This is a genomic window from Terrabacter sp. NPDC000476, from assembly GCF_040300125.1.
Taxonomy (GTDB): domain Bacteria; phylum Actinomycetota; class Actinomycetes; order Actinomycetales; family Dermatophilaceae; genus Terrabacter.
In genome coordinates, this window is record NZ_JBEPDF010000002.1 from 751,251 (window position 1) to 772,955 (window position 21,705).

A 21,705-nucleotide genomic window follows, 5' to 3' on the forward strand; every position below is an offset into this window, starting at 1 on the left:
AGGGGAGGACGCCGGTGGCATCCTCCCCTTCGTGGAACGCGTGAGACCGGTCAGGACGCGCGGGACCGCGTCAGACCGTGCGGGTCACGGTGCGTAGATGTAGCGCATGCCGCCCTGGTCGGTCAGCGTGCGGGTGTTGTAGTTGTACGGGCCGGCGAGGGCGTTCATCTCGACGATGGTCACCTCGTTGCCGTTGACGGCGGTCACCCAGCCGACGTGGCCCACGCTCGAGGAGCCGTGGACGCCGGGCTGCATGACGAGGATCGAGCGCGCGCGCGGCGTGCCGCTCACGGTGTAGCCGGCGCTCGCGGCGCCCGAGGCCCAGGCCATGGCGTTGCCGGTCCAGCCGCCGGGGTAGTAGCCCTCGGACTGGTACCACTTGTTGAGGGCGCCCCACGTGCACTGGCCACGGGTGGCCCAGTTGCGCGAGGAGTGCGAGCCCGAGGAGGCGCTCGGCGTGTAGTCGTTGCTGCTCGACTTCGACGACGACGTGCTCTGCGTCAGGCTGCGACGCGTCAGGTCGCGCGAGGCGCGCTGGGCGGCCTTGCGCTCGGCAGCGGCCTTCTTGGCGGCCTTCTCAGCCTTGGCGGCCGCGCGCTGCTCCTTGACCTGCACGTCCTCGATCACGCGCACCTTGGTGGGCGTGCGCTTGGCGATCGCCTGCTGCACGGCCGGCGCGAAGCCGATCTTCGACAGGGCGCTCGGCGCGGTGGTCGTGCTGGCGGCCGCGGTGGCCGGGCCGACCGCGGCCGGGGCTGCCTCGACGCCGGCGGCGGCGACCGCGCCGTTGGCCGCCGAGACGGTGTCGGCGCTCGCGGGGTTCGCGAAGGTGGCGACGAGCCCACCGGTCGCGGCGACGACGGCCGCGCCCTTCATGGCCGGCTGGGCCGACTCGCGGGCGAGGAGCTTGAGTTCGTTGAGGGGATTGTGACGGCCCGGCGCCCGGTGGCGCCCGCGGGTGGTCTCGTGGTTCACGGGTTCTACCTCTCCGCGCCTACGAAGTTAGCTGTCGGGTTCGGGCGGAAAGGTGCCCGGTCCGTGGCCGGGGAGCGAGCGAGTCGCGACCCGGTGGAAAGACTTCACCCCAAGGACGTCCGAAGTCGTTGCGCCGGACGCCCGGAGAAACGTGTGGTTCCTCCGCTCCTGTCACAAGGTCTGTGCTCTCCCGGAAGGCGGTGACAGGACTAGGCGGTCCGCCTCACGAGAGTCCGACCGGTGGCCGGACTCCCGGAACTGTAGACGAATCAACTGGCAAAAGTCACGCCAAGGTAACGGTGTCGCGCCGTGCTCAGCCGTGAATGTCGGCTTTGAGGCACTTGACCAGCCCTTTACCGTTGCCAGGGCCGGTCTGGATTGAGACGCACGTCACAGCGTCCGCTGCGTCCACGGCGTGGGACGGCGCGTCAGGCGCCCGAGGTGAGGTGGCCGAAGACGACGACGTTGTCGCGGTACTCGTTGCGCGCGTCGGTCGGGCCGCCGCACGTGACGAGCCGGATCTCCGAACGCGTGAAGTCGCCCTTGTAGACGGCCTCCGTCGGGAAGCTCGACTTGCGGTAGCTCTGCACCCGGTCGACCGTGAAGGTCAGGTGCGTGCCGTCCTTGCGCGACACCTTGACGACGTCGCCGACCTCGACCTTGCGGAGCTCGGCGAAGATGCCGGGAACGCCCGACGGGGTGTCGACGTGGGCCGCGACGACCGCCGGCCCGAGCTGGCCCGGGGTGGGTCCGCCGTCGTAGAGCCCGACCTCCTGGGCGGTCCCGGGCACCGAGATGGTCCCGTCGCCCTGCACGTGCAACGGCACGAAGTCGCTCGAGCGCACCCCGATCGACGGGATCTCGATCGAGGTGAGGGCGGACGCCTCGAGGAAGGGCCCGATGCCGGTCCCGTCCGCCGGTGTCCCGCCCGCCGGTGTCCCGCCCTGACCGGGGGACGCCGACGGGCCGGAGGTCTGCGTGCCCGGCGTGCGGGTCGTGCTCTCGGTCGTCGGAGTGCTCTGGGCCGTCGGAGTGCTCTGGGTCGGGCCCGTCGTCGTGCTGGCCGTCGGGACGCCGGCCGCCGCGGGCTGCGGCGGGCCGGACGTCCCGCGGAGCCCGAGCACCAGCGCGACGACCCCGACGACGAGCAGGATCACGGTCGCTGCGGCCGCCACCCCGGCCGCACCACGGAAGGTGGTGCGGCGGGGCGTCGGTTCGGTGAGCTCAGGCATGGTGGATCCGGCCGATCAGGCGCGCGACCGCGCGCGACGGGCCGCGAAGGCGCCGGAGCCGAGGGCCGCGACGAGCGCGCCGCCACCGACGAGCAGGAGCGCGTCGTTCGTACCGCCGCTCTTCAGGGTGTCGGTCGGCAGGCCGCCACCGGTGTGCATGCCGCCGGCCGGGGCCACGCGCAGGGCGCCGCAGAGGGCCGGGTCGGTGGCCTCGGTGGGCAGCTTCGGGTCGAGGTCGCTCTTGGTGGCGCCGGAGTACTTGCCGTCCTTGTTGTGGTCGACGCCGTGGATGACGACGACGGACTGGCCGGCCGAGATGGCCGTCGCGACGGCGTCGGAGACCTTGATGCTGCCGCGCTGGTAGGTCAGCTTGCCGCCGGGCGCGGTGTCGAAGCGGTCGATCGCGAGGCCCGACTTGGGGCTCGTGTCGCCGGTCTTCGTCAGCGAGACGACGATGTCGCCGTAGGCCGGTCCGCCCTCGGTGGTGTTGAGGTGGCCGTCGCCGTTCTTGTCGTCGGACAGGACCGGGCACTCGTGGCGGGCCTCGGCCCCGAAGTGGATGTGGGCCGCGTGCGGGTTGTCGGGCAGCAGGCCGTTCGCCGCCATCGTCACGGTGATCCGGTTGCCGTCGACCTCGACCATGGCGGTGCCGCTGCCGGCGACGTCGCTGCCCGCGACGGGCTTGAGGTTGGCGCTGACCCAGGCGTCGGCCGCGAAGGCCGGCCCGATGCTGAGGGCCATGGCGGCGCCGGCCGCGAGGGTGGCGCCGGCGATCCGAGTGGTGGTGGTGCGCATCTGTTCTTCCTCCTTGACGAGGAGACAAGAGCCGTCCATCGCTGCTTCAGACGGGGTCGTCGTCGACCGTCTCCGGCGTGGGGTTCGCCGCCGCTGCACGGCTGGATTGGGGTTCCACCGAAAAAAGTTCGCGGTGGCGCACCATCGCGTCGCCGATCGGGCTTCACTGGGAGGTGTCGGGACCACCGGCGTCCCCGTGCACCACCGAGACCGAGGAGCGCCACCGTGCTCGAGAGCTCCCACGCGTTCAGCGGCTTCTCCGTCGACGACGTCGACGCGGCCCGCACCTTCTATGCCGACACGCTCGGCCTCACCGTCACCGAGGCGAACGGCATGCTGACGCTGCACCTCGCGGCCGAGGGCGGCGAGCGGCCCGTGCTCGTCTACCCGAAGCCGAACCACGTCCCGGCGAGCTTCACGATCCTCAACTTCCCCGTCGACGACGTCGCGGCGACCGTCGGCGAGCTGACCGGGCGCGGCGTCGTCTTCGAGCGCTACGAGGGCACGCCGATGGAGACCGATGCGCAGGGCGTGTTCCGCAAGGGTGGGCCGCTCATCGCCTGGTTCACCGACCCGGCAGGCAACGTCCTGTCGGTCATCGAGAGCGCACCCGCCGGCTCGGACGAGGGCTGAGCCCTCAGGAGGCCGCCTCGTCGGCCTCTGCGGCAGCGCGGGCCCGTCGGCGCTCGAGGCACAGCTCGGTGATCTCGCCGATCAGCTCGAGCGGGACCGGCCGGCTGATCGGGAAGCGCACCGTGTCCTTGGACCGGCGGTAGGGCCCGATCGCCTCCTCGAAGTCCTCGTCGCCGGTCGGCACCGGGTAGAGCCCGACGTGGTTCTTCCAGCCTGCGTAGTAGATGAGCGGCTTGCCGTCGAGGGTGAACGAGGCCATCCCGTAGCTGATCTTCTCCCCGGCCTGGGGTGCAACCTCGCGGATGGCGTCCCGTACACCGGCGAGCTGAGTCCGCGTCTCCTCGTCGTAGGAGGCGATGTAGTCATCGACTGACGCGAATCTCGGTGCCAAGCCAGGTCCTCACTTCTGTGTCGGGACCGGTCGCGGGGTCCTTCGACTGTATGGGGCTCACACGGATACAGCAAAAGAAAAACGTTCAATCTTGATTCTTGGTGACAAACCTACGCAAAACAGTGGCGAGAAGGAACAGCTCAGGCCTCCAGCCACCCCTCCCCGGCCAGGACCCGCGCCACGATCCCGTTCGCGGGGCGGTCGAGCAGGGTCGACACGGCGAAGTCGGCGGCCAGCCGCTCGAAGACGTGCCCCCGCCGCAGCATCGCGTGCTTGGCGCCCCTGACGGAGACGAAGCCGATCCGGGCCGTGCGGGCGAGGTCGCGCGCGACCGCGGCGGCGTGCGCCGGCGGTGCCACGCGGTCCTCGTCACCGTGGACGACGAGCACGTCGCGCCCGGTGAGGTCGATGCGGCCCTCGGTCGGGTGCAGCCAGGGGTTGAGGGCGACGGCGCTGACGGCCTGGTCCGCATCCGCGGCCAGCAGCGCGGCCCGGCCGCCGAGCGAGTGGCCGATGAGGCATACGGGAACGTGGGCGCCCCAGCGCTCGGCCACCTGCCGCAGCGCCCAGCGCACGTCGTCGACGGGCGTGTGCTCCGCGTCCCAGCCGCGGCTCGAGTTGAGCAGCCGCTGCACCGCGAGCTCGCCGCGGCCGGCGACGGCGAGGCGACCCGCGACGGGCACCATCCGCAGCACGGACAGCTGGGTGGGGCTGACGCGCGCCGGCCGCTGGCGTGCCGCGCCGCCGTGGAGCACGAGCGCGACGCCACGTGGCCGCTTCGGGGCCGTCGTGTCGACGAGTCGCGCGTGCGTGCGCGTCGGGGTGTCGTATGCCGTCACGTCGGTCTCAGCGCTCACACCGGGTGTTCGGTCCCGACGGCTCGGCGGATGGCTCGGCGGCTGGATCGGAACGGGGTGGGGTCATGCCGCCCCCTTACCCCGCGCGACGATCAGGGGCGCAGGAGCACCTTGATCGCCCGGCGCTCGTCCATCGCGCGGTAGCCCTCGGCCACCTCGTCGAGCGGGAGCGTGAGGTCGAAGACCCGGCCCGGGTCGATGCGGCCGTCGAGGACGCGCTTCAGCAGGTCGGGCAGGTAGGTGCGTACCGGGGCCATGCCGCCGGCGAGGCCGACGTTGCGCACGAACATCTGGCGCACCGGCAGCTCGACGCCGTGGGGTGCGCCGACGAAGCCGACGGTCGAGCCGGGCCGGCCGATGCGGAAGGCGGTCTTCATCGACTGGTCGGTGCCGACGCACTCGAGCACCGAGTCCGCGCCGACGCCACCGGTGAGCTCCATGACGGCCTCGACGCCGGCGTCGTCGCGCTCGGCGACGACGTGCGTGGCGCCGAAGGCCCGGGCGATCGCCTGGCGCGGCTCGTGCCGCGACATCGCGACGATCTTCTCGGCGCCGAGCTCGCGGGCGGCGAGCACCCCGCACAGCCCGACGGCCCCGTCGCCGATGACGACGGCGGTGCCACCCGGGGCGACGCGGGACGAGACGGCGGCGTGCCAGCCGGTGGCCATGACGTCGGCGAGGGTGAGCAGCGACGGGATGAGCGCGTCGTCGGGCATGCCGTCGGTGGCGACGAGGCTGCCGTCGGCCTGGTTGACGCGGACGAGCTCGGCCTGGCCGCTCTCGGTCCAGCCCTGGTGGTCGCAGACCGAGGTCATGCCGGCGAGGCAGTGCGGGCAGGTGTTGTCGCAGTGGACGAAGGGGATGACGACGAAGTCGCCCTTGCGGACCGTGCTGACCTCGGAGCCGACCTCCTCGACGACGCCGACCGCCTCGTGACCGATGGTCGAGCCGGCCTCGATGGGGTTCGCGCCGCGGTAGGGCCAGAGGTCGGAGCCGCAGATGCAGCCCGCGACGACGCGCACGATCGCGTCGGTGGGCTCCTCGATCGTGGGGTCCGGCACCTCGGAGAGGCGGATGTCACCGGGGGCATGGATCGTCGTCGCGCGCATGACCCTCATCCTCGTCCCGCCCGGTCGCCGCGCCAACCCCGCCCCCTGCCCTGCCCCCGGCCAGCCCACGACGCTGCCCCGACCCTGCCCTGCGCCGACACCGGTGCCGGGTGGGTCAGCCGCGGGAGCGGAGCCTGAGGTTGGGAAGGCCGGGCGCCGGCAGGGTGTGCTCCCACGCGTCGGGGAAGGCGCCGAACCGCGCCCCGGCCCCCGCCCCAGCCCCCGCGCCCTGATCGTGCTGTTCGCGCTCGCGCTGCCAGTCCTCGCGGAACCCAACGACCTCGTCGTGGCTGCGGCCGATGAAGTTCCACCACATGACGATCTGCTCCCCGAACGGCGCCCCGCCGAGCACGAGGAACCGCGCCGGCTCGTCCGCCCCGGCCGTGACGCGCAGCTGCTCGGCCCCGGTGGCCGAGAACGCGATCTCGCCCGGCTTGGCCGCCACGTCGTCGACGGTGAGCACGCCGGCGTCGCAGAGCAGCCCGTGCTCGTGCGCCGGGTCGACGTCGAAGGCGAGCGAGGCGCCGGCCTCGAGCGTCACCTCGGCACCGACGAGGTCGCTGAACATCGTCACCGGCGACGACTGGCCGAAGAGGCTGCCGAGGAAGACGAGCACGCGGGCGCCGCCGTAGCGCGTCACCGGCGGTGCGTAGTGCTCGAACCCCGGGTCGGTGTCGCGGTGCTCGTCCGGCAGCGCCACCCAGAGCTGCGCCCCGTGCAGCACGGTCGTGGTGGGCGTCGAGTACTCGGAGTGGGCGATGCCCGACCCCGCCGTCATGAGATTGAGCTCGCCGGGCCGCACGAACGCGTGCACGCCCGTCGTGTCGCGGTGCTCGACCTCGCCCGAGAAGAGCCACGACACCGTCTGCAGGCCGGTGTGCGGATGGCCGGGCACCACCATGCCGCCCGTCTGCGACACGTCGTCGGGCCCGTAGTGGTCGACGAAGCACCACGCGCCGATGAGCGAGCGCTCGCGCTGCGGCAGGCTGCGTCGCACGGGCATCGCCCGCGGACCGCCGAGCGGCACCTCGCGGAAGGGCAGCAGCACGGCCGGCTGCTCCGACCGGCGGGGCTCCACGGCGTGCGGGGGCGGCGGGTTCTCGCCGCAGACGACCTCGGTGGGGTGGCGGTCCGGGTTGCTCACCCCCTCAGGCTAGGCCGCGCTCGCAGCCGGGGTTGCTACCTTCACCGCGTGACCCAGCCCGACGCCCCCCGGCTCCCCGCCGCCCGCTGGTCGGCGTGGCGCGTCGTCTGGTGGTTCGGCTTCGTCAGCCTCGCCGCCGACATGGTCTACGAGGGCGCCCGCGCGATGTACGGCCCGCTCCTCGCCTCCCTCGGGGCCACCGCCCTCGTCGTCGGGCTCGTGACCGGCGCCGGCGAGGCGATGGCGCTCGTGCTCCGGCTCGTCTTCGGGCCGCTCGCCGACCGCACCGGCCGCTACTGGGGCCTGACGATCGTCGGCTACGGGCTCACCGCGGTCTGCGTGCCGCTCCTCGCCGTCACGCCGTTCGTCGGCGGCGCGGGCCTCGCGCTCGCGGCCGTGCTGATCCTGCTCGAGCGCTCGGGCAAGGCCGTGCGCAGCCCGTCGAAGTCGGCGCTGCTCGCGCACGTGGCGGCCTCGGTCGGCCGTGGCCGCGGCTTCGGCGTGCACAAGGCGCTCGACCAGGTCGGCGCCTTCGCCGGGCCGCTCGTCGTGGCCGCGGTCGTCGCCGCCGCGGGCGCCATCTGGCCCGGCCTGCTCGTCCTCGCCGTGCCCGGTGCGGTCGCGATGCTGCTCCTCGCCGTCCTGCGGGCGCGCGTGCCCGACCCGTCGGTCTACGACCCGGCTCCGTCCGACGCCCCCACCCCGGCCCCGCCGCGCGCCGACGGGACGGCTCCCCGTCGCGGCGTGCGAGGCTGGCTCGCGGACGCCGTCGGGTCGCACCTGCCCCGCGCCTTCTTCGCGTATGCCGTCGCCGCCGGTCTCATGACCGGGGGCCTCGTCACCTTCGGCATCCTCGGCTACCACCTCACCGTCGCGGGCCTCCTGCCCGTGGCCGCCGTGCCGGTCGTGTATGCCGGCGCGATGGCTGTCGAGGCGCTCGCCGCCCTCGGTGTCGGCCTCGTCTACGACCGCCGCGGCGCGGCCGTGCTCACCGTGGTGCCCCTGCTCGTGGCCCTCGTCCCCGTGCTCGCGCTGACCCGCACGCCCTGGGTCGCGCTCGCCGGCGTCGGCGTGTGGGGCCTGGCCTACGGCATCCAGGACTCGACGGTGAAGGCCCTCGTCGCCGAGGTCGTCGACGCGCCCAGGCGGGCGAGCGCGTACGGCGTCTTCGCGGGCATCCAGGGAGCCTTCGCGGTCGTCGGCGGGCTCGTCTCCGGGTGGCTCTACGACCGCTCGGTCACGGGGCTCGTCGTGCTCGTCGCGGTGAGTCAGCTCGTGGCGCTCGGCCTGCTGCTGCGGACGCTGCGTTCGGTGCGGGCCGGTGGTGCGGCTGGCGCGCCGGATGCCTCGGGTGCGTCGGGTGCAGGTGTCACGCGGCCTGAGGCTCCGGCTGGTTGAGCAGCGGCGCGAAGGCGATGAGCAGCAGCAGCGCGCCGAGCGGCTCGAGCCCCCACGGCAGCGCGAGCACGAGCGCGGCGACTCCCGCGAGCGCGAGCGAGCGCACCGGCATCCGGGCCTCGACGGCCAGTGCCCCGAGCACGGTCGCCACGGCGACGCCGACGAGCACGGGCCCTCCGGCCGTGAGCGCCGTGGGCAGGTCGCCGCCGAGCAACCCGACGGTGTGGCCGACCCAGACGGTGCCGGTGGCCCCGGCGCCGAAGGCCGCGAGCACGCCGGCCGGCGTCGCGACGTCGAGGTGCTCCAGGCGCCCGCCGAGGCTCGTCGCGAGCCAGCAGAAGGCCGCGACCGCGGCGACGAGCACCGCGCCGGCCGCCACACCCCACGCGCCCGTGGCGTCGCCGGACCGCAGCGCGTCGGCGGGGCGGCCGAGGTCGTCGACCCACTGGAGGATGCCGTGCGTGAAGAGCAGGAGCGGCGCGGCCAGCGCGAGCAGCGGCACGCGGTCCCCTGACGCGACCACCGGCCGGCTGACGCCGGCGACGTCGGTCACGCCGGTCACGTCGGTCGTGCCGGTCATCGCGACCGTGGGGGCGGGTGCCGTGCTCGTCGTCATGCGTCCAGCGTGGCGCGCCGGCCACGGCCGGCCCATCGGGGTCGACCCCCAGCCACCCCGGACCCGACCCTGAGGGGCATCCCGTGCCCGGCCGGGGTCGGCCAGGTCTCCCGAGGTGGGCGTCAGGGTTCCGGACGGTCGACGGTGGAGGCCTTCCGGCACCTGGTGCCGACGAGGCTCCGTTCAGGCGCGGACGAGGCGGTGCAGCGCGAGGGCGGCGACCGGGCGGTAGGCGAGCACCGCGGCCGCGGGGGCCTCGATCGTCAGGGTCGTCGTGCAGCCGGGCCCCGCGACGTCGCCACCGGTGGAGCTCACGGTGTGGGCGAGGGCCGCGCGCACCGGACCGAGTCGCACGCGCCACCGCCACGTCATGGCCTCGGGGTCGACCGACACGACCTCGAACGGCACCCGCAGCCCGAGCGGGCCGATGACCATGCCGGTGAGCCCGCCCCGCAGGTGCTCGTGCGCGGCCTCGACGCCCTGGATCTGCGGCGACCACGTGCGCCAGAGCCGGAGGTCCTCGTAGCGCCGCCACGCCAGCGCGGCCGGGGCGTCGCCGGTCGCGGTGATCGTCGTGCGCATCAGGCTCCCTGCCCGGGCGGGGCAGGTGTGGCGGGCGAGTCGGGCGCGGCCGCGGCGGGCCCGTCGACGTTGACGGTCGGCGTGCCCGACCCGCAGCGCACGATGACGGCGCGCGAGGTCTCGCCACCGGGGTTGGACTCGCGGTGCACCGCCCCGGCCGGCACCCGGAGGAAGTCGCCTGGCCCCGCCTCGACGACGTGGCGCCCGTCGGGCCCCGACTCCAGCCGCATCCGCCCGGAGACGACGTAGAGCGTCGTGTCGTGGTCGCCGTGGTGGTGCCAACCGGACACGGCGCCGGCTTCGGTGTCGACGGTGCCCGACCACATCGCTCCCGTGCTGAGCGCGACCTGCCGGCTCATGCCCGGCGTCGGGTCGGCCGGCTCGAGGGCGTCGCGCGAGACGTGCGTGCACGGGGTCGCGGCGGTGGTTGCGGCATCCGGCTGCGGGTCCATGCCCCTCATCCAACCGCGTGGACGCGCTGTCGTCACGGTCCCCGGACTTTGACAGGGTTGGTGCATGAGGACCGACCACTTCATCCGATTCGAGCGCGTCGACTCCGTCGAGGAGACCGGCCGCGGGCTGCTCGCCCGCCTGCACGGCGAGCAGCTGCGCGTCGACGTCGTGCGCCCCGACGTCGTGCGGCTCCAGCTGAGCCGCGGCGGTCGCTTCGACGACAAGCCGACGTATGCCGTGTGCGTCGACCCGTTCGAGGCGGACGTCGCGTGGTCGGCGCAGCCGGTGGGTGCTGACTCGGGCCCGGACGCCGCATGGCGCCTGACGACGGACGAGCTCGTCGTGACGCTGTGGCTCGACCCGTTCCGCGTCGACGTGCACCGCGCCGACGGCTCGGTCGTCATCGAGTCGGCGCCCGACGCCGAGGGCCGCTACTGGACCTACGCCACCCTCAACGACGCGTGGACGACCCGGCGCCGCATCGGCCGCGACGACGCGGTCTACGGCCTCGGCGAGAAGGGCGGCCGGCACAACCGCCGCGGCCGCGACTTCACGATGTGGAACACCGACGTCCTCAACGAGCACGCGACGGCCGAGTTCCGCGCCGGGCTCGACCCGGCCGACCCGCGCGCCGACATGACGAGCACCGAGTTCGACCCCTACTACGTGACGATCCCCTTCTTCCACCTGCGCGACGCCGCCACAGGCGCGGCCGTCGGCTCGGTCGTCGACAACGGCTACCGCGGTGAGTACGAGTTCAGCCACGACGACGACTACCGCGTCACCTTCCACGGCGGGCAGTGGACCGAGTACGTCTTCGCCGGCCCGTCGATGGCCGGCATCATCGAGCGCTACACGTGGCTGACCGGCCGGGCCACGCTGCCGCCCCTGTGGGCGCTCGGCTACCACCAGTGCCGCTGGCACGCGTACACCCAGGCCGACGTCGAGCGCAACGCCAAGCGCTACCGCGACGACGAGTTCCCCTGCGACGGGATGTGGCTCGACATCGACTACATGGACGGCTACCGCGTCTTCACGTGGGACTCGAACCGCTTCCCCGACCCCGCGGGCATGCTCAAGGGCCTCGCGAACCAGGGCTACCGCACGATCTCGATCGTCGACCCGGGCGTCAAGCACGACCCCGGCTACGCGGTCTACGACGACGGCCTCGAGCAGGACGTCTTCTGCCGCACCGAGGGCGGCGACACCTACATCGGCCAGGTGTGGCCGGGCAACACGGCCTTCCCCGACTTCGCGACGCCCGAGGCGCGCTCGTGGTGGGGCGCGCTCAACGCCAAGCACGTCGAGTCGGGGCTCGCCGGCATCTGGAACGACATGAACGAGCCCGCCACCGGCAACATCCCCGCCGAGGCGATGCTCTTCGACAAGGGCCGGGCCAAGCACGAGCGCTTCCACAACCAGTACGCGCTGCTCATGGCAATGGGCACCATCGAGGGGCTCAAGGCCGCCCGGCCCGAGGCGCGCACCTTCGTGCTCTCCCGCGCGGGCTTCGCCGGCATCCAGCGCTACGCCGCGAACTGGATGGGCGACAACCAGGCCCGCTGGGACCACCTCTGGGTCAGCATGCCGATGGCGTGCGGCGTCGGCCTGTCGGGCCAGCCCTTCGTCGGCGCCGACATCGGCGGCTTCCAGGGCGACACCAACCCCGAGCTGTTCCTGCGCTGGATGCAGATGGGGACGCTGACGCCGTTCTGCCGCAACCACTCCGAGATCGACAACATCGACCAGTACCCGTGGTCGTTCGGTCCCGAGGTGCACGACCTGGCCCGCGAGGCCGTCCGGCTGCGCTACCGGCTGATGCCCTACATCTACTCCGCCTTCGTCCGCGCCACCGAGACGGGCGAGCCGGTGCAGCGCCCGCTGGTGCTCGACTTCCAGGGCGACCCGAACGTCGTGGACCTCGACGACGAGTACCTCTTCGGCCGCGACCTGCTCGTCGCGCCGGTCACCGAGCAGGGCCAGAGCACGCGCAGCGTCTACCTCCCCGAGGGCGACTGGTACGACTGGCACACCGGCGAGCTGCACCCCGGCGGCCAGCGGATCTCCGTCGACACGCCGCTCGAGCGCATCCCGCTCTTCGCGCGCGCCGGCTCGGCGATCCCGATGTGGACCGAGGCGCCCGCCTCGACCGACGGCTACCGCCCCGAGACCGTCGAGCTGCACGTGTTCGAGCCCGTCGTCGACGGCCGCTGGGAGTCGCGGCTCGTCGAGGACGACGGCCTCACCGTCGCCGAGGGCGCGCCGGAGCGGCTCACGACGGCCGTCACCGTGGCGCGCGCCGCGGGCGAGGTGACCGTCGAGCACGAGACCACGGGGCCGGGGTATGCCGGTCACGCGCGCACCCGCTTCGAGCTCGTGCACCACACCCCCGCCTGACCCGGCGTCGCGGCGCGACCGCACCGAACGGCATACGCCCCCATCGGGTATGCCGTTCGGTGCCCCTCGCACGTCCCTTGAGCGGGCGACCTCCCGAGCGGAAGACTGGCGAGCATGGCTGACACGGCATCGGGCACGGCTGGCGCCCCCGGACAGGGCGGCGCACCCGCGAAGGAGCAGGGGCAGGCGAGCGAGAGCCTGCTCACCGTCCTCATCGCGCTCGCGGCGAACACGCTCATCGCCATCGCGAAGTCGGTGGTCGCGGTGATCACCGGTTCGGCGTCGATGGTCGCCGAGGCCGCGCACTCGTGGGCCGACGCCGGCAACGAGATCTTCCTGCTCACGGCCGAGCGAAGGGCGGGCAAGCCGCGTGACGCGACCCACCCCTTCGGCTACGGCCGCGAGGCGTACGTCTGGTCGATGTTCGCGGCGTTCGGGCTCTTCGGCGCGGGCGCGGTCGTGTCGGTGTGGCACGGCGTCTCGGTGCTCGGGCACGAGGAGCCGGAGACGTCGTACACGTGGGCGTACGCCGTGCTCGCCATCGCGTTCGTGCTCGAGAGCGTCTCGTTCGTGCAGGCGACGCGCCAGGCCCGCTCGGAGGCCAAGGCGCGGGGCCTGCGCCCGCTCAAGTTCATCGCCGACACCTCGAACCCGACGCTGCGCGCGGTCTTCGCCGAGGACGCCGCGGCCCTGATCGGCCTCGTCATCGCCGGTCTCGGCATCGTGCTGCACCAGGTGACCGGCAACGCGATGTGGGACGCCATCGGTTCGATCCTCGTCGGGCTGCTGCTCGGCGTGGTGGCGATCTTCCTCATCGGCCGCAACCGCGACTACCTCGTCGGCCAGGCGGTGCGCCCCGAGCTGTGGCGCCGCGCCTTCGACGACCTGTCGGGCAGCGAGGACGTCGAGCGGGTGACCTTCCTGCACCTCGAGTTCGTCGGCCCGGGACGGGTCTTCCTCGTCGCTGCCGTCGACCTGACCGGTGACGACTCCGAGTCGCAGGTGGCCGTCCGCCTGGCCGAGCTCGGACGCCGCGTCGAGGAGCGCGAGCTCGTCGAGCGCGCCATGATCACGCTGTCTCGGCCCGACGCGGCGACGCTGGACCCCGACGAGGCCGCGACGCCGGCGACGCGGCCCGCCGGCGGACGGATGTCCTGAGCCGCTCGTGCGACGGCGTGGGCTGTTCGAGTGCTGAGGGGCGGCTCCAGCTGAGGGGTCGGCGCCAGTTGTGGGGTCGGGCGCCAGCCGAGCGACCGGCGCCAGACGTGCCGATGACCCCGCCCGGGATGGGCGGGGTGCGGGGCGTGGGCCTCAGGTGTGCCAGGTGACGCCGCGGGCTGTGACCGTCGCGGTGAGGTCGCGCTCGTGCACCGTGGTGTGGTGCCGCGGGCAGAGCAGGGCCCCGTTCGACACGCAGGTCCGTCCGCCGTGCTGCCAGGGCAGCACGTGGTGGGCGTCGCACCACGTCGCGGGCACGGTGCACCCGGGGAAGCTGCAGCCCCTGTCCCGAGCGATGAGCGCGAGGCGCTGTCCGCGGGTGAAGAGGCGCCGGCTGCGGCCGAGGTCGAGCAGCTCGCCGTCTCCGCCGAGGACCATCGGGAGGATCTCGGCGTCGCACGCCATCCGGCGCACGGTCCGCGGTGAGAGGACGTCACCGGTGAGGGTCGTCCCCGTGCCACCCGCGTTCCCGGATCCGTTGGTGAGCTGGCCGGCGAGGGTCTCGTAGTCGAGCAGGACGACGACCTTGGCCTTGTCGGTGACGGGCACCCCCTCGGCGGCAGCGACGCCGCGCTGGACGATCCCGAGCAGGGCGTCCATGCGTCGGCGTGCAGCGGGCCGCTCGTCGGGGCGGACCGTGCGGCCCTGCTCGTCGGTCTCGGGCGCGGGTGCGGACAGGGGGTCGATGGCGGCCTTGATGATCGCGGCGCCCTCCGGGTCGAGCGTTCCCTTGAGGCCGACCATCCCGGTGGCGTTCGGCTGGGTGAACCACAGGCCACGGGCGTCACGACGCTGCCGGTCGCGGCTGCCGTCGTCCTCGTCTCGGGGTGGGCGGATCTGCTCGGTGTGGTGGCGCACGAGCTGGGCGAGCTCTTCGGGGCGGAGTCGGGTGGCGTGCTCGGTGAGGTCGGCGAGGGCGGTGGTGAGGTCGTCGGGGTCGGCGACGGGGGCGGTGCGGGTGTGGAAGTCGATGATCTGGGCGGCCTTGGCTACGGTGACCAGTCCGGTGGTGACGAGCAGCCGCAGGCGCGCCCACCGGCTGCCGGCGGTGTCGGACATGCCAAGCGTGCCGGCGTCCGTCGGGCTGGTGTCGGCGCGCGTGCAGGTGTCGGCGAACGCGGCGGCGACGGTGGTGAAGGCGCGGGCCTGGCCGGCGGTGAGGGTGGCGTCGTGGGCGCGGAGCCAGTCGACCCGGGACAGGCCCTCGGGCGGCTCCTCGCCGCGGGCGGTGAGCTCGGTGAGGATGCCCAGCAGGGTGACCTCGTGGCTGGCGCGTTGGTGGGTGACCCATTCGGCCATCCGGGTCAGGTCGGGTGCGTGGTGGCGGGTCAGGGGTGCGCCGAGCAGGGCGTCGGTCTGGATGCCGACGTCGGGTTCGAAGGTCGGCGTGTAGGTGCCGCGGGCGATCTGCTCGGCGCGGTGGTCGGCGTAGGCGTCCATGGCGCGGAGCCAGTCGGGGTCGTCGACCATGGCCTCGAACCCGCCCGGCCCCAGCCCCGACCCCGTCCGTTCCGATGCCCGTCCGGACGTCTGCTCCGCCGTCTGCCCGGACGGCTGCGTTCGGCCGAGGTCCCCGAGCTGCTCGGCGCCGTGGATCCGCTCGAGTGGGACGTCGGAGAACGGGCCGTGCCCGCGCTGCACCGGTCGGGTGTCAGGGGCGATCTGCCGGGCGCGCTGGCGAGCCTTCGGCTCTTTCTTGGACTGCCTGGCTGCTGTCGCGTTGTCGCCGTCCGAAGCGGGCGCGGTGCCGGCATCGGCCGCGCGGGAGGGTGCCGGCATACCGACGGCGAGGCCCTCCCAGAAGGGGCTCGGGACGCCCTCGGCCCGGGAGTGCTGGTCCGCCTCCATGGCGGCCAGCCGGCTCCTCAGGAGCTCGAGCGTCTCGCTTTCCCTTGCCATGACCTCACGCTAGCGGCGACCACCGACAGTCCTCGGCGCTCATCCACAGGCCCTCCGGACCCGAGGATCAGCCACCCGAAACAGGACAGATCGAGCCGCGCACCTGCACCGGCATCTCGAGCAGGTGCTCGCGCTCCTCGGCCGCGGGGTCGAGCAGCAGCTCCATCGCGCGGCGGCCCATCTCGAGGTAGGGCAGCCGTGCCGTCGTGATGCCAGGACGCATGTAGGTGGCGATCTCGTCGTCGTCGAACGAGGCCACGGACAGGTCGTCGGGGATGCGAATCCCCCTCTCGTGCATGGCCTGCTGCGCTCCCAAGGCCACGCGGTCGTTCAGGCAGAGCAGGGCGGTGACCGGCGCACCCGACGCGAGCACACCCTTGACCGCGTCGTAGCCGTTCCACGGTTCCCAGAACTCGATGTCGGCGACGGCGACTGGAGTCACACCAGCTTCGTCGAGCGCCCGGTGGATCCCGTTGAAACGACGGCCGATCGTCACCGAGATGCGCGGATCCGCCCGCGCCAGAGGGGCGTTGCCGATGATGGCGATGCCCTCGCGGTGGCCGGCGTCGAGCAGGCGGCGGGTGACGGCATACCCAGCCTGCTCCTCGTCGGGAAGGACGGCGATGGGGACGTCGGGGTTGACGCAGTTGACGGTGACCGCGCGCACGCCGGCAGGCAACGGGGGCAGGTCGATCCGTCGCGCGGAGAGGGCGCCGAAGATGAGCCCGTCGACCTGGCGGTCGACCATCGCCTCCATCGCCTTGCGCAGCTGCTTGGGGTGCTTGAAGGTCTCGGCGATGAGCACGCCGCGGTCGCTGTCGTCGGCGGCGTCGAGCAGCCCGCGGATCATCGCGGACGCGAAGCGGGTGACGGTGACGTCGTCGGAGATGAAGCCGACGGTGCCCGTGGTGCCGAGCCGCAGCGAGCGCGCCTGGGCGTTGGGGCGGTAGTCGAGCTCGCGCGCGGCCTCGTGGATGCGCGCGACGGCGTCGGCCGACAGCCGCGAGCCCGGGCGGTCGTTGAGCACGAGGCTCACGGCCGTCTTCGACAGGCCCGCGCGCTCGGCCACGTCGGCGAGCGTCGGTCGCTTGTTCACGTAGTCCCTCTCGTGTCGCCGCGGTCGGTCACCGAGGCCGTGTGCCGGGTGCGTCCCGTTCGGAACGCACCCGCGGTCAGCCTAACCCACCGGTAACGGCGCTCCGCCGCATCACCGCAGGTGAAATGGTTTTAGCAAACCCTTGTGCGCCGTCCGGGGACGCGCTACCTTCTCGTGCTGAAAGGTTTTAGCACCGTAGCTGACCTGACTCCCACGGAGGAACCCATGAAGCTCGTCCCCACCCCCAAGCGCGTCGCCGTCGGCCTGCTCGCGGCTGCGCTCCCGCTCTCCATGGCAGCGTGCGCCAAGGGGGGCAGCAGCTCGTCCGACTCGGCCGGAGGTGAGCTGACCATGTGGACCCACAACGCCGGGAACAAGGGCGAGCTCGGGGCCATCACCCAGATCGTCAACGACTACAACGCGAGCCAGAGCAAGTACAAGGTCAAGATCCAGGCCTTCCCGCAGGACTCGTACAACCAGTCGGTCGTCGCGGCCGCGGCCAGCAAGAAGCTGCCCTGCATCCTCGACATCGACGGCCCCAACGTGCCGAACTGGGCGTGGGCCGGCTACCTCGCCCCGCTCGAGGGCATGGACGACACGCTCTCGAAGTACCTGCCGACCGTGCTCGGCAAGGTCGACGGCAAGACGTACTCCTACGGCTACTACGACGTCGCGCTCGTCATGGTCACGCGCAAGACGATCCTCGACAAGTACGGCATCCGCGTGCCGTCGGTCGACAAGCCGTGGACCAAGGACGAGTTCACCGCGGCCCTCAAGAAGATCAAGGCCTCGGGCGACTTCCAGAACCCGCTCGACATCGCGACGAGCTTCACCGGCGAGTGGTGGCCGTACGCCTACAGCCCCATGCTGCAGAGCTTCGGCGGCGACCTCATCAACCGCGACGGCTACAAGAGCGCCGAGGGCGTGCTCAACGGTCCCAAGGCCGTCGAGTGGGCGACGTGGTTCCGCAGCCTCGTCACCGACGGGCTCGTACCGCTCAAGTCCGGCGCCGACCCGGCCAAGGACTTCATCAACGGCAAGTCCGCGATCCTCTACAACGGCACGTGGACCGCCGTCGACACCCGCAAGGCCTTCGGCAAGGACACCCTCTTCCTCCCGCCGCCGGACCTCGGCAACGGCCCGAAGATCGGTGGCGGCTCGTGGCAGTGGGGCATCTCGCAGAACTGCTCCGACACGGCCGGCGCGCTCGACTACATGAAGTTCGCGGCGCAGGACAAGTACGTCGCGAGCGTCGCCCGCGACACGAACAACATCCCCGCCACCGACGCCGCGGCCGCGCAGGTCAAGGGCTACGAGAAGGGCGGCGAGAACCAGGTCTTCCTCGAGTACGCGAAGAAGTTCGCGGTGCTGCGCCCCGTCACCCCGGGCTACCCCTTCATCGCCACGGAGTTCACGAAGACGGCGCAGGACATCCTCAACGGCGCGGACCCGAAGACGGCGCTCGACCAGGCCGTCAAGAACATCGACGCCAACCAGAAGTCCAACGGCTACTTCCAGTGAGTGACTGAGATGACGACCATCACCGCGGCCGAGAACGCCTCGGCCGTCACCGGGCGCAGGCGGGAGCCCGTCAAGGGCTCCCGCTCCTCCACCACGACGGCGCTGCTCATGCTGGCGCCGGCCGGGGTCCTGCTCATCACGTTCCTGCTCATCCCGATCGGGCTGACCTTCGGGCTCGCCTTCACCAACGCGCGGCTCATCTCGCCGCGGCCGGCGGAGTTCATCGGGGTCGACAACTTCGTGCGGCTCTTCGAGGACGACACGTTCTGGGCCTCGCTGCGCAACACGATCATCTTCGCGGCCGTCATCGTGCCGGTGCAGTCGGCGTGCGCGCTCGGCCTCGCCCTGCTCGTCAACGTCAAGATGCGCGGCACGAACTTCTTCCGCACCGTCTACTTCCTGCCCGTCGTCACCTCGATGGTCGTCGTGTCGATGCTGTGGCTGTTCATGTACCAGAAGAACGGCCTCATCAACCAGGTGCTCACGACCTTCGGCATCGAGGGCCCCGACTGGCTCGGCGACCCGAAGACGGCGCTGCTCGCGATCATCCTCATGTCGGCGTGGCAGGCGATGGGCTTCCACATGGTCATCTGGCTCTCCGGGCTGCAGACGATCCCGGGAGAGCTCTACGAGGCGGCCGAGCTCGACGGCGCCGGCACCTGGGAGAAGTTTCGCTACGTCACGTGGCCCGGGCTGCGTGCTACGCGGACCTTCATCCTCATCACCATCACGATCTCGGCTTTCGCGCTCTTCACCCAGGTCAACATCATGACCCAGGGCGGCCCGCTCGACTCGACGTCGACGGTCGTGCTCATGGCGGTGCGCACCGGCTTCCAGCAGCAGCAGACCGGCTACGCCTCGGCGATCTCGCTCGTCTTCTTCGTGCTCGTGCTCGCCGTCACCCTCGTCAACCGCTACCTGACCCGAGACAAGGACGCCCGATGAGCACCACGACCGCCCCCGGCGTCGGGCCGGGCCTGGGCTCCGACCACCTCGCGCACGTCGTCGAGGCCACCGCGACGGCGCCGCGCCGGGGCGGGGAGGGACGACACGGCATACGCCACCTGCTCGGCATCCTGCTGCGCGTCGTGCTCTGCCTCGTCTTCGGGCTGCCGCTGCTCTTCATGTTCGTCAGCAGCTTCAAGCCCGACCTGCAGATCTTCGGCGACCTCGGCAGCATCAAGGCGTTCCTGCCCGTGGGCGACCTGTCGACCGACAACTACTCGGGCGTCTTCGGGCGGGTTCCGTTCGCGCAGTTCATGATCAACTCGGTCGTCATCACCGTCGTCACGGTGGTGCTCGGCATCGTCGTCAACTCGATGGCGGCGTTCGCCTTGTCGCGCATCGGCTTCCGCGGCGCGGGGGCGGTGCTCGGCATCATCCTCGCGACGCTCATCGTGCCGTTCGAGACGCTGGCGCTGCCGCTGCTGTGGTGGTCGAACAAGCTGCCGTTCCTCGGGCCCGACGGGTTCAGCGAGGGGTGGCTCGACACCTACCAGGTGCAGATCGTGCCGTTCATCGCGAACGCCTTCTCGATCTTCCTCTTCTACCAGTACTTCGACTCGATCCCGAAGGAGCTCGACGAGGCGGCGAAGGTCGACGGCGCGGGGTGGTGGCGGATCTACCGCAACATCGTCATGCCGCTGTCGGGCCCCGCGGTCGCTACGGTCGCGATCCTGACGTTCCTGCCGATGTGGAACCAGTACCTCTGGCCGCTGATGTCGGTGCAGAGCGAGGAGCTGCGGCCGGTCATGGTCGGCATCGACTACTTCAAGCAGCTCAACACCTCGTGGGGGCAGATCATGGCGTACGCGTCGATGATCACCGCTCCCGTGCTCGTCCTGTTCATCGCCTTCCAGCGGTCGTTCATCAACTCCATCGCCAGCAGTGGCGTGAAAGGCTGAATCGTGTTCAAGCTGCCCGAGGCGTGGGTGTGGGACTTCTGGACCGTCGACGACGGGGAGCGCTACCACCTCTTCTTCCTCTACGCGTCGCGCGCGCTCAAGGACCCGCACGCACGCCATCACCGGGCCTCGGTGGGCCACGCGGTGTCGACCGACCTCGTCACGTGGGAGCGGGTCACCGACGCGCTCGTGCGCTCGGACGCCCCGGCGTTCGACGACCTCGCGACGTGGACGGGCTCGGTCGTACAGCACCCGGACGGTCGCTGGTTCATGTTCTACACGGGGGCGCGCCTCAACGAGGCGGGCGCCAACGTGCAGTCGATCGGGTATGCCGTGTCGACCGACCTCTACGTGTGGGACAAGGCGCCGGGCCCGGTGCTCGAGGCCGATGCGCGCTGGTACGAGAAGTTCGCGGACGGCAACTGGCACGACGAGGCGTTCCGCGACCCGTGGGTCTTCGAGGACCCGGACGGCGAGGGCTGGCACATGCTCATCACCGCTCGGGCCAACCACGGTGACGTGGTCGACCGGGGTGTGGTGGGGCACGCGTGGTCCGCGGACCTCGAGACGTGGGAGCTGCGCGAGCCGCTGTCGCAGCCGGGCGCCGGCTTCGGCCAGCTCGAGGTGCTGCAGCCGTTCATCGTCGACGGGCGGCAGGTGCTGCTCTTCAACTGCATGGTGGGTGACATGCCGGAGGCCGCTCGCGCCGAGGGCGTGGCCGGCGGGGTGTGGATCGCCGACGCGAAGTCACCGCTCGGGCCCTACGACATCGCCGGCGCTCAGGTGGTCGACGACCCGACGCTCTACGTCGGCAAGTTCGTTGCCGACCGGGTGACGGGCGAGACGCGGTTCCTCGCGTTCGTGCACGACCGCGACGGGGCCTTCGTCGGGGAGATCACCGACCCGTATGCCGTGTCCTGGGAGGGCGACCGCCTGCGCCTGTCGTGAGGGGCGTCGTGGGGGTCCGCGTGGGGTCTCCGTGGAGTGGTCAGAGCACCCCCAAAGCTCGTGTAGAGTTGCTCGAGCAGAAACCGCTGGGACTGCGCAGGACTTTCTGGGACGGCCTGAAGGCCGGATCGCCGGATTTGGTCCTGATAGCTACTAGCGGGTAAGTTTGAAGGGTTGCCCCGGAGGCCGGCACGCTGAGACGGTTGATGGTGTGTGTCCGATTCTTGAGAACTCAACAGCGTGTCAAAAATCGATGCCAATTACCTCGTCCCGAGAGTGTCGCATTGTTCTATCCGTTCGGGTGGGGACTGTGGCGCCTCGGTACGAATATCCTTTGGTTGAAACTGAATGATCAACTCTTTTTGAGCTGGTTGTTCGACTTCAGTCAGGTTTTCGAGCCCTTCACGGGTTCAAAGTTTGCTCACTGGGCCTTGAGTGGTCTGGTGGGTGTTTGAACATCAACGGAGAGTTTGATCCTGGCTCAGGACGAACGCTGGCGGCGTGCTTAACACATGCAAGTCGAACGGTGACGACAGG

At 71.7% G+C, this 21,705-nt stretch carries 20 protein-coding genes, 1 rRNA gene and 1 riboswitch; of the genes, 9 read left to right on the plus strand and 12 right to left on the minus strand.

Features of this window, described 5'->3' with window-relative positions:
• Positions 1-84: 84 nt before the first annotated feature.
• The 3 genes from ABT295_RS15930 to ABT295_RS15940 form a co-directional block, all read right to left on the minus strand.
• Entirely contained in the window at positions 85-975 is an 891-nt protein-coding gene (locus tag ABT295_RS15930) for a CHAP domain-containing protein (RefSeq protein ID WP_352395377.1), read from the minus strand.
• A gap of 4 nt (positions 976-979) precedes the next feature.
• A riboswitch (cyclic di-AMP (ydaO/yuaA leader) is annotated at positions 980-1,172 on the minus strand.
• Positions 1,173-1,403: 231 nt separating this feature from the next.
• Complete coding sequence (locus ABT295_RS15935) at positions 1,404-2,207, minus strand: sortase domain-containing protein (RefSeq protein ID WP_352395378.1); 804 nt, start codon at positions 2,205-2,207, stop codon at positions 1,404-1,406.
• Positions 2,208-2,222: 15 nt separating this feature from the next.
• Positions 2,223-3,002 carry a CHRD domain-containing protein gene (locus ABT295_RS15940; RefSeq protein ID WP_352395379.1) on the minus strand — a complete coding sequence of 260 codons (780 nt, stop codon included), beginning with the start codon at positions 3,000-3,002 and terminating at the stop codon, positions 2,223-2,225.
• A gap of 225 nt (positions 3,003-3,227) precedes the next feature.
• Here ABT295_RS15940 and ABT295_RS15945 point away from each other — a divergent pair, with 225 nt between their 5' ends.
• Positions 3,228-3,635 carry a VOC family protein gene (locus ABT295_RS15945; RefSeq protein ID WP_352395380.1) on the plus strand — a complete coding sequence of 136 codons (408 nt, stop codon included), beginning with the start codon at positions 3,228-3,230 and terminating at the stop codon, positions 3,633-3,635.
• Positions 3,636-3,639: 4 nt separating this feature from the next.
• Here the strand turns inward: ABT295_RS15945 and ABT295_RS15950 are convergent, their stop codons facing one another.
• The 4 genes from ABT295_RS15950 to ABT295_RS15965 all read right to left on the minus strand — a co-directional run bounded on the left by ABT295_RS15950 (position 3,640) and on the right by ABT295_RS15965 (position 7,136).
• Positions 3,640-4,026: an iron chaperone gene (locus tag ABT295_RS15950; protein ID WP_352395381.1), complete on the minus strand. Its 387-nt coding sequence runs from the start codon at positions 4,024-4,026 to the stop codon at positions 3,640-3,642.
• A gap of 140 nt (positions 4,027-4,166) precedes the next feature.
• The gene (locus ABT295_RS15955; RefSeq protein WP_352395382.1) at positions 4,167-4,883 is read right to left on the minus strand and encodes an alpha/beta fold hydrolase; all 717 of its coding nucleotides are present in this window, start codon (positions 4,881-4,883) and stop codon (positions 4,167-4,169) included.
• 92 nt (positions 4,884-4,975) lie between these two features.
• Positions 4,976-5,992 (minus strand): zinc-dependent alcohol dehydrogenase family protein, encoded by a 1,017-nt coding sequence (locus ABT295_RS15960; RefSeq protein WP_352395383.1) that lies wholly within the window; start codon positions 5,990-5,992, stop codon positions 4,976-4,978.
• Positions 5,993-6,107: 115 nt separating this feature from the next.
• A complete protein-coding gene (locus ABT295_RS15965; RefSeq protein ID WP_352395384.1) occupies positions 6,108-7,136 on the minus strand; it encodes a pirin family protein in 1,029 nt (342 codons plus the stop codon).
• 48 nt (positions 7,137-7,184) lie between these two features.
• Between ABT295_RS15965 and ABT295_RS15970 the strand changes: the two genes are divergently transcribed.
• Positions 7,185-8,534, plus strand: coding sequence for an MFS transporter (locus ABT295_RS15970; protein WP_352395385.1), 1,350 nt, complete (start codon positions 7,185-7,187; stop codon positions 8,532-8,534).
• On the opposite strand, the gene ABT295_RS15975 is transcribed toward ABT295_RS15970, so the two are convergent.
• The 3 genes from ABT295_RS15975 to ABT295_RS15985 all read right to left on the minus strand — a co-directional run bounded on the left by ABT295_RS15975 (position 8,506) and on the right by ABT295_RS15985 (position 10,184).
• The gene (locus tag ABT295_RS15975; RefSeq protein WP_352395386.1) at positions 8,506-9,150 is read right to left on the minus strand and encodes a hypothetical protein; all 645 of its coding nucleotides are present in this window, start codon (positions 9,148-9,150) and stop codon (positions 8,506-8,508) included. The genes ABT295_RS15970 and ABT295_RS15975 overlap by 29 nt on opposite strands.
• Before the next feature lie 183 nt (positions 9,151-9,333).
• The gene (locus tag ABT295_RS15980) at positions 9,334-9,732 is read right to left on the minus strand and encodes an SRPBCC family protein (protein ID WP_352395387.1); all 399 of its coding nucleotides are present in this window, start codon (positions 9,730-9,732) and stop codon (positions 9,334-9,336) included.
• Positions 9,732-10,184 carry a cupin domain-containing protein gene (locus ABT295_RS15985; RefSeq protein ID WP_352395388.1) on the minus strand — a complete coding sequence of 151 codons (453 nt, stop codon included), beginning with the start codon at positions 10,182-10,184 and terminating at the stop codon, positions 9,732-9,734. Before ABT295_RS15985 ends, ABT295_RS15980 begins: the two co-directional genes overlap by 1 nt.
• 64 nt (positions 10,185-10,248) lie before the next feature.
• Between ABT295_RS15985 and ABT295_RS15990 the strand changes: the two genes are divergently transcribed.
• Complete coding sequence (locus tag ABT295_RS15990) at positions 10,249-12,582, plus strand: glycoside hydrolase family 31 protein (protein WP_352395389.1); 2,334 nt, start codon at positions 10,249-10,251, stop codon at positions 12,580-12,582.
• A gap of 114 nt (positions 12,583-12,696) precedes the next feature.
• Positions 12,697-13,740 (plus strand): cation diffusion facilitator family transporter, encoded by a 1,044-nt coding sequence (locus ABT295_RS15995; RefSeq protein WP_352395390.1) that lies wholly within the window; start codon positions 12,697-12,699, stop codon positions 13,738-13,740.
• A gap of 153 nt (positions 13,741-13,893) precedes the next feature.
• Here the strand turns inward: ABT295_RS15995 and ABT295_RS16000 are convergent, their stop codons facing one another.
• Positions 13,894-15,699, minus strand: a complete 1,806-nt coding sequence (locus ABT295_RS16000) for an HNH endonuclease signature motif containing protein (RefSeq protein ID WP_352395391.1) — start codon at positions 15,697-15,699, stop codon at positions 13,894-13,896.
• Positions 15,700-15,766: 67 nt separating this feature from the next.
• Positions 15,767-16,795, minus strand: a complete 1,029-nt coding sequence (locus ABT295_RS16005; RefSeq protein ID WP_352395392.1) for a LacI family DNA-binding transcriptional regulator — start codon at positions 16,793-16,795, stop codon at positions 15,767-15,769.
• Positions 16,796-17,020: 225 nt separating this feature from the next.
• On the opposite strand from ABT295_RS16005, the gene ABT295_RS16010 reads away from it, so the two are divergent.
• From ABT295_RS16010 to ABT295_RS16030, 5 genes are all read left to right on the plus strand, one after another.
• A complete protein-coding gene (locus tag ABT295_RS16010) occupies positions 17,021-18,316 on the plus strand; it encodes an ABC transporter substrate-binding protein (protein ID WP_352395393.1) in 1,296 nt (431 codons plus the stop codon).
• 9 nt (positions 18,317-18,325) lie between these two features.
• Entirely contained in the window at positions 18,326-19,261 is a 936-nt protein-coding gene (locus ABT295_RS16015) for a carbohydrate ABC transporter permease (protein WP_502991174.1), read from the plus strand.
• On the plus strand, positions 19,258-20,220 hold the full coding sequence (locus ABT295_RS16020) for a carbohydrate ABC transporter permease (RefSeq protein WP_502991175.1): 963 nt from the start codon (positions 19,258-19,260) through the stop codon (positions 20,218-20,220). The genes ABT295_RS16015 and ABT295_RS16020 overlap by 4 nt, the downstream gene beginning before the upstream one ends.
• A 3-nt stretch (positions 20,221-20,223) precedes the next feature.
• Entirely contained in the window at positions 20,224-21,168 is a 945-nt protein-coding gene (locus ABT295_RS16025) for a glycoside hydrolase family protein (RefSeq protein WP_352395394.1), read from the plus strand.
• A 458-nt stretch (positions 21,169-21,626) separates the two neighbouring features.
• Positions 21,627-21,705 (plus strand): 16S ribosomal RNA (locus ABT295_RS16030); the annotation flags it as partial.

Bases quoted from the DNA above. Each gene is read 5' to 3' on its own strand.
- ABT295_RS15935 (WP_352395378.1), bottom strand. From the start codon at position 2,207: ATGCCTGAGCTCACCGAACCGACGCCCCGCCGCACCACCTTCCGTGGT.
- ABT295_RS15940 (WP_352395379.1), bottom strand. From the start codon at position 3,002: ATGCGCACCACCACCACTCGGATCGCCGGCGCCACCCTCGCGGCCGGC.
- ABT295_RS15960 (WP_352395383.1), bottom strand. From the start codon at position 5,992: ATGCGCGCGACGACGATCCATGCCCCCGGTGACATCCGCCTCTCCGAG.
- ABT295_RS15975 (WP_352395386.1), bottom strand. From the start codon at position 9,150: ATGACGACGAGCACGGCACCCGCCCCCACGGTCGCGATGACCGGCACG.
- ABT295_RS15980 (WP_352395387.1), bottom strand. From the start codon at position 9,732: ATGCGCACGACGATCACCGCGACCGGCGACGCCCCGGCCGCGCTGGCG.
- ABT295_RS15985 (WP_352395388.1), bottom strand. From the start codon at position 10,184: ATGGACCCGCAGCCGGATGCCGCAACCACCGCCGCGACCCCGTGCACG.
- ABT295_RS15990 (WP_352395389.1), top strand. From the start codon at position 10,249: ATGAGGACCGACCACTTCATCCGATTCGAGCGCGTCGACTCCGTCGAG.
- ABT295_RS15995 (WP_352395390.1), top strand. From the start codon at position 12,697: ATGGCTGACACGGCATCGGGCACGGCTGGCGCCCCCGGACAGGGCGGC.
- ABT295_RS16000 (WP_352395391.1), bottom strand. From the start codon at position 15,699: ATGGCAAGGGAAAGCGAGACGCTCGAGCTCCTGAGGAGCCGGCTGGCC.
- ABT295_RS16010 (WP_352395393.1), top strand. From the start codon at position 17,021: ATGAAGCTCGTCCCCACCCCCAAGCGCGTCGCCGTCGGCCTGCTCGCG.
- ABT295_RS16015 (WP_502991174.1), top strand. From the start codon at position 18,326: ATGACGACCATCACCGCGGCCGAGAACGCCTCGGCCGTCACCGGGCGC.
- ABT295_RS16020 (WP_502991175.1), top strand. From the start codon at position 19,258: ATGAGCACCACGACCGCCCCCGGCGTCGGGCCGGGCCTGGGCTCCGAC.